12 protein-coding genes are annotated in these 9,583 nt (G+C 74.5%); 6 read left to right on the top strand and 6 right to left on the bottom strand.

Features of this window, described 5'->3' with window-relative positions:
• Positions 1-210: 210 nt before the first annotated feature.
• Genes H7344_RS15415 through H7344_RS15405 form a run of 3 tightly spaced genes read right to left on the bottom strand, consistent with a single transcriptional unit; the run spans position 211 to position 2,398 of the window.
• Positions 211-951 carry a phosphoglyceromutase gene (locus H7344_RS15415; protein ID WP_186346890.1) on the bottom strand — a complete coding sequence of 247 codons (741 nt, stop codon included), beginning with the start codon at positions 949-951 and terminating at the stop codon, positions 211-213.
• Positions 948-1,526: a copper chaperone PCu(A)C gene (locus H7344_RS15410; protein ID WP_186346889.1), complete on the bottom strand. Its 579-nt coding sequence runs from the start codon at positions 1,524-1,526 to the stop codon at positions 948-950. The genes H7344_RS15415 and H7344_RS15410 overlap by 4 nt, the downstream gene beginning before the upstream one ends.
• A gap of 53 nt (positions 1,527-1,579) precedes the next feature.
• Entirely contained in the window at positions 1,580-2,398 is an 819-nt protein-coding gene (locus tag H7344_RS15405) for a UbiA family prenyltransferase (protein ID WP_229707126.1), read from the bottom strand.
• 274 nt (positions 2,399-2,672) lie between these two features.
• On the opposite strand from H7344_RS15405, the gene H7344_RS15400 reads away from it, so the two are divergent.
• Positions 2,673-3,158 (top strand): CarD family transcriptional regulator, encoded by a 486-nt coding sequence (locus H7344_RS15400; protein WP_154615342.1) that lies wholly within the window; start codon positions 2,673-2,675, stop codon positions 3,156-3,158.
• Between the two features lie 110 nt (positions 3,159-3,268).
• On the top strand, positions 3,269-3,841 hold the full coding sequence (locus H7344_RS15395; RefSeq protein ID WP_186346887.1) for a 2-C-methyl-D-erythritol 4-phosphate cytidylyltransferase: 573 nt from the start codon (positions 3,269-3,271) through the stop codon (positions 3,839-3,841).
• A 9-nt stretch (positions 3,842-3,850) separates the two neighbouring features.
• On the opposite strand, the gene H7344_RS15390 is transcribed toward H7344_RS15395, so the two are convergent.
• Positions 3,851-4,561 (bottom strand): IspD/TarI family cytidylyltransferase, encoded by a 711-nt coding sequence (locus tag H7344_RS15390; RefSeq protein ID WP_186346886.1) that lies wholly within the window; start codon positions 4,559-4,561, stop codon positions 3,851-3,853.
• A gap of 93 nt (positions 4,562-4,654) precedes the next feature.
• On the opposite strand from H7344_RS15390, the gene nirD reads away from it, so the two are divergent.
• Positions 4,655-5,026: a nitrite reductase small subunit NirD gene (nirD, locus tag H7344_RS15385; protein ID WP_186346885.1), complete on the top strand. Its 372-nt coding sequence runs from the start codon at positions 4,655-4,657 to the stop codon at positions 5,024-5,026.
• The gene (locus H7344_RS15380; RefSeq protein ID WP_186346884.1) at positions 5,023-5,622 is read left to right on the top strand and encodes a sirohydrochlorin chelatase; all 600 of its coding nucleotides are present in this window, start codon (positions 5,023-5,025) and stop codon (positions 5,620-5,622) included. Before nirD ends, H7344_RS15380 begins: the two co-directional genes overlap by 4 nt.
• A 121-nt stretch (positions 5,623-5,743) precedes the next feature.
• Here H7344_RS15380 and H7344_RS15375 read toward each other — a convergent pair whose 3' ends face one another.
• Together H7344_RS15375 and ispF are read right to left on the bottom strand one after the other, a co-directional pair.
• Positions 5,744-6,634, bottom strand: a complete 891-nt coding sequence (locus tag H7344_RS15375; protein ID WP_186346883.1) for an alpha/beta fold hydrolase — start codon at positions 6,632-6,634, stop codon at positions 5,744-5,746.
• Positions 6,631-7,131 (bottom strand): 2-C-methyl-D-erythritol 2,4-cyclodiphosphate synthase, encoded by a 501-nt coding sequence (ispF, locus tag H7344_RS15370; protein ID WP_268238550.1) that lies wholly within the window; start codon positions 7,129-7,131, stop codon positions 6,631-6,633. Before ispF ends, H7344_RS15375 begins: the two co-directional genes overlap by 4 nt.
• Positions 7,132-7,163: 32 nt before the next feature.
• On the opposite strand from ispF, the gene H7344_RS15365 reads away from it, so the two are divergent.
• The gene (locus tag H7344_RS15365) at positions 7,164-8,726 is read left to right on the top strand and encodes a molybdopterin-dependent oxidoreductase (RefSeq protein WP_186346882.1); all 1,563 of its coding nucleotides are present in this window, start codon (positions 7,164-7,166) and stop codon (positions 8,724-8,726) included.
• The gene (locus H7344_RS15360) at positions 8,723-9,550 is read left to right on the top strand and encodes an SDR family NAD(P)-dependent oxidoreductase (RefSeq protein WP_186346881.1); all 828 of its coding nucleotides are present in this window, start codon (positions 8,723-8,725) and stop codon (positions 9,548-9,550) included. Before H7344_RS15365 ends, H7344_RS15360 begins: the two co-directional genes overlap by 4 nt.
• The last annotated feature ends 33 nt before the right edge of the window (positions 9,551-9,583 follow it).

Raw genomic sequence — 9,583 nt, 5'->3', positions numbered from 1 at the left:
ACGTCGCCACCGAACTGAACAACAGACCCCGCAAGACACTCGACTGGGCCACCCCAGCCGAACGGTTCGAAGAACTACTCTGCGGCCACGAGATCAAGCGTGGTGCAACGACCGCCTGAAACCGCCGACGGAAACGTCCGTGACTACCCCTGCGACGGTCAGAAACGTCCGTTACTACCCCAGCAGGCGCAGGGTTCGGGGTCAGCGGCGCTAGCGACCCTGCTTGGCGACGGCGGCCGCAGCAGCGGCAGCGGCCTCGGGGTCGAGGTAGCGGCCGGGGACGGCCGGGCGCATGTCCTCGTCGAGCTCGTAGACCATCGGCATGCCGGTGGGGATGTTCAGGCCGGCGATGTCCTCGTCGCTGATCCGGTCGAGGTGCTTGACCAGGGCGCGCAGCGAGTTGCCGTGCGCGGCGACGAGCACCGTGTTGCCGGCGCGGAGGTCGGGGACGATCGAGGACTCCCAGTAGGGGAGGAACCGCGCGATGACGTCCTTGAGGCACTCGGTGCGGGGCAGCTCGTCGCCGAGGTCGGCGTACTGCGGGAGGCCGACCTGGGAGTACTCCGCGTCGTCGTCGAGCGGCGGCGGGGGCACGTCGAAGGAGCGGCGCCAGAGCATGAACTGCTCCTCGCCGAACTCCTCGAGGGTCTGCTTCTTGTTCTTGCCCTGGAGCGCGCCGTAGTGGCGCTCGTTGAGCTGCCAGGAGCGGCGGACCGGGATCCAGTGCCGGTCGGCGGCGTCGAGCGCGATGCAGGCGGTGCTGATCGCGCGGCGCTGCAGCGAGGTGTGGAGGACGTCGGGGAGCACGCCGGACTCGCGCATCAGCTCACCGCCGCGGACGGCCTCGGTGCGGCCCTTCTCGGTCAGGTCGACGTCGACCCAGCCGGTGAAGAGGTTCTTGGCGTTCCACTCGCTCTCGCCGTGGCGGAGCAGGACCAGGGTGTAGGTCACTCGGTGCCCTCCTCGGCCTCCGGCGGGGCGGAGCCCTCGACGTCGTGCGGCTCGACGGAGACGCCCTCGCAGTCGTACTCCTCGCCGGAGCCCGTGGAGCCCGGCGCGTTGTCCAGGCCCTCGTACTCGTCGCAGGCCGGGACGACCGGGACGGTCATCTCGATCTCCTCGCCGGAGGAGAAACCGAGGGTCAGCGGCACGAAGTCGCCCGGGTCGAAGTCTCCGGTCAGTCGGACGCCGCCGGACTGGAGCAGCGTGACCAGGCCGCCCTCCTTGATCTCCAGCGGCTCGAACTCGCCCGCCTCGACGGTCGCGCCGTCGGCGCCGGTGATCGAGTCGAATTCGGTCGGCTCGGCCTCGTGGTAGTTCGAGAACGTGGTGAGGAACGTGCCGGACCCGGCGCGCTCCGACACGATCACGGCCCCGACGACGTCGACGTCCCCGGAGCGGTCGTTGCCGCTCATCGAGATCGTGTTGACCCGGTCGGTCGCGGGGTTGAACCCGCACGCACCGAGCGCGGGCACGGTCAGCACGAGCGCGCCCAGGGCGAGCGCGGTGTTGCGTCGGAGCAGCATGGTCTGGAGCCTCGCAGGGTGAGCGGCCAATGTGCGCCTCAGCCTAGCGGTGGCTACTGCGACAGGCCGACCGAGGTGCCCGCGAAGGCCAGCCCGAGCAGCACCGCGCCGAGGTAGACCGAGGTGAGCGTCAGCAGCCGCGCGGCGCCGAGCCGCAGGCCCAGGCGCAGCGGCAGGTAGGTCCAGCCGTCCTTGTTGTCGGGCACCAGGCCCCACAGCGCGCGCAGCACGTGCACGCCGATGCCGAGCAGCGCGAACAGCGCGACCATCGCGACCTCCGGCGGGTTGCCCTCGTAGCGGCCGCCCCAGCCGCCGTAGGAGAGGTACGCCGGGTACAGCGCGAACGACGCCGCCCACGGCACCCACGACAGCAGCCCCTTGCGGAGCACGACGTTGCCGAGCAGCCCGATCGCGACCGCCAGCAGGTAGCAGCTGCCGGCGGTGATGCCGGTGGAGACGGCCAGCGGCACGAGCAGCAGCACGCCGCAGGCGATCGCGAACCACACCGACCCCGGGTCGAGCCGTTCCTGGGCCACCGGCTTGCCCGGCAGGTCGTGGCGGGCGTCGCGCCTGCGGTCGACGAGGTCGTTGTGCCAACCGAGGATCGTCTGGCCGACGAGCACGGTCAGCAGCACGACGCCGACCTCGCGCAGCTCCCGCCCCGCGAGCGCGGCGCACGCGGCGATGCCGAGCGCGGTCACCACCGCCTGCCGGGGGTGGGCCGCCTGCGCGAGCAGCACCGGCTCGAGGTCGCGGAGGCCGCGCCGACCGCGTACGACGGGTGCTTCGGGCTGCGGCTCGGGCCCCGGCGCGGGCTGCGGCTCGTCGGTCTGCTCGTCGGCGGTGTCCGTCGCGCGGTCCTCGACCGCCACGGAACCACCGTCGTCGGCCCCGGCAGTACCACTTCGACGCCGGAAGCGCTCCCTCATCGCCATGTCGGAAGTATCGCCTGCGTCACGTCCGGGAACGGGCGAACCACGCGGTTCACCTGCGGTTTCGTGCTTCCGAGGGGTGGTCGCCAGGCCTCCGCCTGCACATCGGACCGCAGTCTGTCAAGACCGCAATGTGGCTCTGACCTGCAACAACGCTGTCCGGAGCGGTCCAGACGCGTGATAAGATGGTGCTCTAGGAAGGGGTACCTGACATATGACTTTCACCGTCGGCGAAACGGTTGTTTATCCGAACCACGGGGCCGCTGTCATCGAGGACATCGAGATGCGGACCATCAAGGGAGAGGACCGGCAGTACCTCGTCCTGCGGATCGTCGCCCAGCAGGACCTGGTCGTGCGCGTCCCCGCGTGCAACCTCGACCTGGTCGGCGTGCGCGACGTCGTGGACAAGGCCGGGCTGGACCGCGTGTTCGACGTCCTGCGTGCCGCGCACGTCGAGGAGCCGACCAACTGGTCGCGGCGCTACAAGGCCAACCTCGAGAAGCTCCACAGCGGCGACGTCATGAAGGTCGCCGAGGTCGTGCGCGACCTGTGGCGCCGCGAGCGTGACCGTGGCCTGTCCGCGGGCGAGAAGCGGATGCTGGCCAAGGCCCGCCAGATCCTGGTCTCCGAGCTCGCGCTCGCCGAGAAGACCAACGAGGACAAGGCGGAGGCCCTCCTCGACGAGGTGCTCGCTTCCTGACGCACCTGCGCACCGCGTGACCGAGGCCCCCGGGGATTCCCCGGGGGCCTCGGTGCGTCCGGAGGTCCCGGCGCGGCTCACATGACGGTGCGGCGGCCTAGGCTCGGGCCGTGGACTACGACTGGGACGACGACGAGCAGGTCCGGGCGCTGGGGACGGTCGTGGAGACCGGGCGCGGCTCGCTGCCGTTCGCGCTGGTCCACGGCGAGGCGCTCGTGGTCGCGGCGTCCTGGGCGCTCGGCGAGACCGGCGTGACGCTGGTCGACATCGGCACGGAGTGGGCCGGGCTGGTCGAGGCCGGCGAGCCGCTGGTCCTGCACGACGCGCTCTGCCCGATGGCTCCCGCCGAGTTCCTGGCGGCCTGCCTGGCCCGCGCGGTCGAGCGCGACGTCGTCGTGGTCGGCACCCGGCCGGTGACCGACACCGTCAAGGAGACCGCCGACGGGTTCGTCGGCGGCACGGTCGACCGCAGCGGGCTGGTCGCGGTCACCTCGCCGGTGGTCCTGCCCGCGAGCGTGGTGGCGCAGCTCGACGGGTTGCCGTCGCTGGACTTCGTGGAGCTGGTGGAGGACCTGCGGGCGCGGTTCCCGGTCGAGCTCGCCGACGCCCCGCCGTCGGCGCGCCGGGTGACGAGCGAGGACGACGTACGCCTGCTCGAGGCGCTCACCACGCCCGAGAAGTAGGCCCGAGCGCTAGAAGCCCCGGCTCACCGCGAGCGCCAGGTCGACGTCCTCGGGGAAGGTGATCTTGAGGTTGCTCGACGTGCTCGGCACCGCCGCGATCCGCACCGGCGCGTCGGCCGAGGGGTAGCGCTCGAGGCAGCTCGCGGTGTCGGTGCCCTCGAAGCCGTCGACGTCGGCACGGCGGTACGCCGCCAGCAGCGCGTCCGCGCGGAAGGCCTGGGGCGTCTGCACGCCGGCGAGCCCCGGCGGCAGCGGCCCGGCCGTCGGCTCGACCGGCAGCACGCCGCTCAGCGGCACGACCGGGATCGCGCCCCCGTGCTCGCGCGCCGCGGCGATGGTGCGCGCGAAGAGGTCGGGGCCCGCGAGCGGCCGGGCACCGTCGTGGACCGCGACCACGTCGACCTCGCCGGCCTCGATCGCCGGCGCGAGCGCCCGCAGCGCCTGCCACTCCGAGGCGTGCCGGGTCGCGCCGCCGGTGACGACGCCGACCTCGACGCCGACCTCGACGCCGCCGAGGTGCGGCACGACCGCGTCCGCGACGGCCCGCTCCTCGCCGGCCCGGACGACGAGCAGCACCCGCGCCACGTCCTCGAGCGCCAGCGCGTCGCGCACCGACCAGGCGAGGACGGCGGCGGGGCCGAGGGGGAGCAGGACCTTGTTGACGGCCGCGCCCACCCGCGAGCCGGAGCCGGCGGCGAGGATGACGACGGCAGCGGGCACGCGTCGCAGGCTAACGCCCGGGTGCGCGACGATTTACACGCCCGTTGCACGACGAAACTCAGCCGAGAACATGCCGGACCTACGTTCGGCCGGGTGACCCCGCGAGCCGCGCACGACCAGTGGCAGCCGGTCTGCGCCCTCGACGAGCTCGAGGTCGAGCGCGCGGCGACCGCGCTGGTGCACGGGCAGGCGATCGCGATCTTCCGGCTCGCCGACGACCGGGTCTTCGCGCTCGGCAACCACGACCCGTTCGCGAAGGCCTCGGAGGTCGGCAAGGGGATCGCGAAGGGGATCGTCGGGCGGCGCGGGGACGTGCCGTTCGTGGCCTCACCGGCCCACAAGCACGCCTTCGACCTGCGCACCGGCAAGTGCCTGGACGACCCGACGGCGGCCGTGCCGGCGTACGACGTCCGGGTCGTCGACGGCACCGTCCTCGTCGGCCACCGCAAGGCGGTCGCGGCGTGACCACCCTGGTGACGGTGGCCGAGGGCTCCTGCCCGGTCGCGCGCGAGGTGACCCGCCGGGCCGCGTCGTCGCTCGGCGTGCCCGCGGTCGCGACCTGGGCCGCCGACCTGCCGGCGGCGCTGCGCCGGGTCGTGGGGTCGTACGCCGTCGTACCGATGCTCCTCGCCGAGGAGACCGCGCTGTCCGGGGCGCCCGGGTCGCCCGGTCGCACGCTCGGGCCGCACCCGCTCCTCGCCGCCGCCCAGGCGTCCCGGCTGCTCGCCGCCGGCGCGCGACCCGGCCGTCCGGTCGTGCTCGTGGGCGCGGGGCCAGCCGACCGGCTCCACGGCGCGGCCAGCCTGCTCGCCGACACCTGGACCGGACCGGTGCAGGTGGCGACCCTCGACGCGGGCGGGCCGGCACCGGCCGACGTCGCAGGCCGCGGGGCGGTCGTCTCGCCGTACCTCCTCGCCCCCGGCCCCCTCCACGACCGCCTCCGCGACGAGGCGCTCGCCGCCGGTGCGGCCGTCGTCGCCGAGCCGATCGGCGCGCACCGGTTCGTCGCCGACCTCGTCGCCCGGCGGTACCGCGCCCACGTCCACGCCACCGCCGCGTGAGGCGCCGCGGTCGGGGCGGACGGTCCGGTCGGAGCGGTCGTCGGGGTAGTAACGGACGTTCGTGTCCTCCGCGAGGCCTGGACGGACGTTCCTGCCCGTTACTACCCCGCCGACGGCCGGGTCAGGGGCGGGGCAGGGCGCCGTCGACCAACGCGACGAGGTGCTCGGTGACCAGGTCGGAGCGCTCCAGCGGTAGGTAGTGGCCGGCGCCGGGGGCGACGAGGAGCCGCGCCCCGCGGATGCCGCCGGCCAGCCGGCGGGCGTGCGGCGGCGGGGTGAGCCGATCCGCGCTGCCGACCAGCACGACCGTCGGCACGTCGTCGTACGCCGCCAGGCCGGCCAGCCGCTCGTGCTGCATGAGGTCGCGGTAGAAGCCCTCCATCGTGGCCGGGGGGCAGCAGATGAGCTGGTCGGTGGCCAAGCCGGCGTCCCGCAGCCGCAGCGGCTGGCCGAAGAGCAGCCGGTTGACGACGTACCGCTCGACCGACGGCGTCCGTCGCCGCTCGCGCCGGGTGAGGTGCCGGGCCCGCCACGCGAGCACGTGCGGGATCACCCGCTTGGCCGCCGGGCCGACGTCGGGCAGGCCGAGGGTGACCGTGCCCAAGTCGCCCGAGGAGGTCGAGGCGAACAGCAGGCCCCGGACGCGCTGGACGAGGTCCGGCCGCGTCTCGGGCAGGGCCATGAGGGTCATCCCGCCGATGGAGTGGCCGGCGAGCACGAGGGGGCCCTCGGCGGCGTACGCGTCGATGACGGCACCGAGGTCGCGGGCGAGGTTCTCGACGGTGCACGCCTCGAGCGGCGACTCCTGGGACCGGCCGTGGCCGCGGGCGTCCCAGGTGACGATGCGGAGGTCGGTGCCGTAGCGGTCGAGCAGGTCGCGGACCTGGTAGTGCCAGTCCTCCTCGTCGGCGGTCCAGCAGTGCGCGAGCAGCACGGTGAGGCCGGCGTCCTCGCGCCCGTGTGTCGTGACCGCGAGGGTGAGTCCGTCGTGGGTGGTGAGCGTGTGCCTCACGCGGGGTCCTCCCGGACCAGCAGCGCGGTGGCGACGGCGGCGACCCCGTCGCCGCGGCCGGTGAGGCCGAGCCCGTCGGTCGTGGTGGCCGAGACGGAGACCGGGGCGCCGAGCGCGTCGGAGAGCGCGGCCTCGGCCTCGGCGCGGCGCGGGCCGAGCTTCGGGCGGTTGCCGATGACCTGCACCGCCACGTTGCCGACCTCCCAGCCGGCCGCGCGGACCCGGCGCGCGGTCTCGCCGAGCAGGGTCGCGCCGGACGCGCCGGCCCACTGCGGCTCGGCGGTGCCGAAGTTCGACCCGAGGTCGCCGAGGCCGGCCGCGGACAGCAGCGCGTCGCAGGCGGCGTGGGCCGCGACGTCGGCGTCGGAGTGGCCCTCGAGGCCCTGGGGCTCGTCGGGCCAGGCGAGGCCGGCCAGGTGCATCGGCACCCCGTCGACGAGGCGGTGGACGTCGGTGCCGGTCCCGACGCGGATCCGGCCTGCGAGGTTCGGTGGCACGGCGAGATCATGCCTGAGGGATGATCGGGCTCGTGCGGACGTCTCGCGGTGCGTGGTCGGTCGCAGGGCTGGTCGCAGGCGTGGCCGGTCTTGCGACGTCGTACTGCGTCGCCATGATCCTCACGATCCGCGACTCCCCGGTCGTCGCCGTCGTGGAGCAGGCGATCCGGCTCGTGCCCGGCGGCGTGACCGAGAAGGCGATCCGGCTGCTCGGCGCTCTCGGCAAGCCGTTGCTCGTCCTGGTCGTGCTGCTGGCCGTCGGCGCGGCGTTCGCGTGGGCGGGCCGGATGCGGCGCCGTTCGTGGTGGCGCCCGCTGGTCGTGTACGCCGTGCTGGCCGCGGTCGGCGCGGTGGCGGTGCTGCGGCAGCGGGGCGCCGGCGCGATCGACCTGCTGCCCGTCGTGGTCGGCCTCGGCACGTGGGTGGTCGCGCTGACCGTGCTGGTCGTGCCGCTGCGGAGCGCCGAGCTGGTCGAGTCGGCAGCCGCCGAGCGCGGCGCGGACGACGACCTGCCGGGGCTCGGGCGGCACACGCGGCGCGGCTTCGTGCTGCGGGCGGGCCTGCTGACGGCGGTCGGCGCAGCGCTGGCGGTCTTCGGCCGCTCGGTCGGCCAGGGCCGGCGGGCGGTGGAGAAGACCCGGCGGCTGCTCAAGCTCGACGGCGTCACCGAGGGCGTCGTGCCCGCCCGGGCACGCGTCGACCTCGACGACGTCACGCCGTGGCGGACCCCGAACGACGACTTCTACCTCATCCACACCGCGCTGGTCGTGCCCGCGATCGCCCCGGCCGACTGGACGCTGCGGATCACCGGGATGGTCGACCGGCCGCTGGAGATCAGCTACGCCGAGCTGGTCCAGCGCGAGATCACCCAGTCCTGGGTGACGCTCACCTGCGTCTCCAACGAGGTCGGCGGCGACCTGGCCGGCAACGCCTGGTGGAGCGGCGTGCGCATCGCCGACCTGCTCGCCGAGGCCGGCGTCCAGGAGGGCGCGGACGCCGTCAAGCAGACCTCCGACGACGGCTGGACCTGCGGCACCCCGCTCGAGGCGCTCACCGACGACCGCGGCGCGATGCTCGCCGTCGCGATGAACGGCCGGCCGCTGCCCGTCGAGCACGGCTTCCCGGTGCGGACCGTCGTCCCCGGGCTCTACGGCTACGTCTCCGCGACCAAGTGGGTGCGCGAGCTCGAGGTGACGCGGTTCGAGGACTTCGAGGCGTACTGGACCGACAAGGGCTGGGCCGAGCGCGGCCCGATCAAGATGGCCTCCCGCGTCGACGTGCCCCGATCGGGAGCCGAGGTGCCGGCCGGCCCGGTCCGGTTCGGCGGCGTCGCGTGGGCGCAGACCACCGGCGTCGCAGCCGTCGAGATCGCGCTCGACGGCGGCGCGTGGGAGCCGGTCGAGGTCGCGGACCCCGGCACCGACGACACGTGGGTGCAGTGGGTCGGCGAGCTCGACGTCGAGGAGGGCGACCACGTGGTCCGCGTGCGGATGACCGACAAGGACGGCAACGTGCAGACCAGCGTCGAGGCCGCGCCGATCCCCGACGGTGCGTCCGGGTGGCACGAGCGGTCGTTCCGGGCGGTGTCCGCGTGAGCGGCGGTGCGGGGTACGCCGGTGACTTCGCGGGCCGGCGCGGCTGCGCGCTCGTGGTCGGCGGCAGCGGCGGGATCGGGCTCGCGGTCGTCCGGCTGCTCGCCTCGCGGGGCTCGGCCGTCGCGCTGACCTACCGCTCGCGTCCCGAGGCCGGCGAGGACGCCGCCGCGGCGGCGCGGGAGCACGGCGTACCCGCCAGTGCGCACGCCCTCGACCTCGGTGCGCCCGACGGTCCCGACGCTGCTGCCGTGGTGGCCGCCGTCGCCGAGGAGCACGGCGGGATCCACACGCTCGTGCACGCCGCCGGCCCGCACGTGCCGATGACCCACCTCTCCGCGGTCGCCCCGGCGGCGATGGCGGCGCAGCTGCAGGCGGACGCAGCGGGCTTCTTCGCCGTCGTCTCCGCCGCCCTACCGCACCTTCGCGCCGCTGCCGGCTCCGGCTTGGGCATCGGCTCGGGTGGCGGGTCGGTGGTGGCCGTGACGACCGCCGCGACCTCGCGCTTCCCGGTCCGCGACGGGCTCTCGTCGGCGCCCAAGGCCGCGGTCGAGGCGATGGTGCGCGCGCTGGCGGTGGAGGAGGGCCGGTACGGCGTGCGCGTCAACGCCGTCGGCCCCGGCATGCTCACCGACGGCATGGCCGCGCGGCTGATCGACGCCGGTGAGCTGGACGACGCGGCGCTCGCCGTCACCCGCCGCAACATCCCGCTCCGCCGCTTCGGCTCCGCCGACGACGTCGCCGAGGCGGTCTGCTTCCTCGCCTCCGACCGCGCCGGGTTCGTCTCCGGCCAGAAGCTCGACGTCGACGGGGGCTACTCGGCCTGACCGCCCCGGCTGCGGATGAAGCGTCACTCCCCA

Source organism: Nocardioides deserti (assembly GCF_014266025.1).
Taxonomy (GTDB): domain Bacteria; phylum Actinomycetota; class Actinomycetes; order Propionibacteriales; family Nocardioidaceae; genus Nocardioides; species Nocardioides deserti.
The sequence above is the reverse complement of the archived record's forward strand: the minus strand, read 5'-3'. Positions and strand labels throughout refer to the sequence as shown.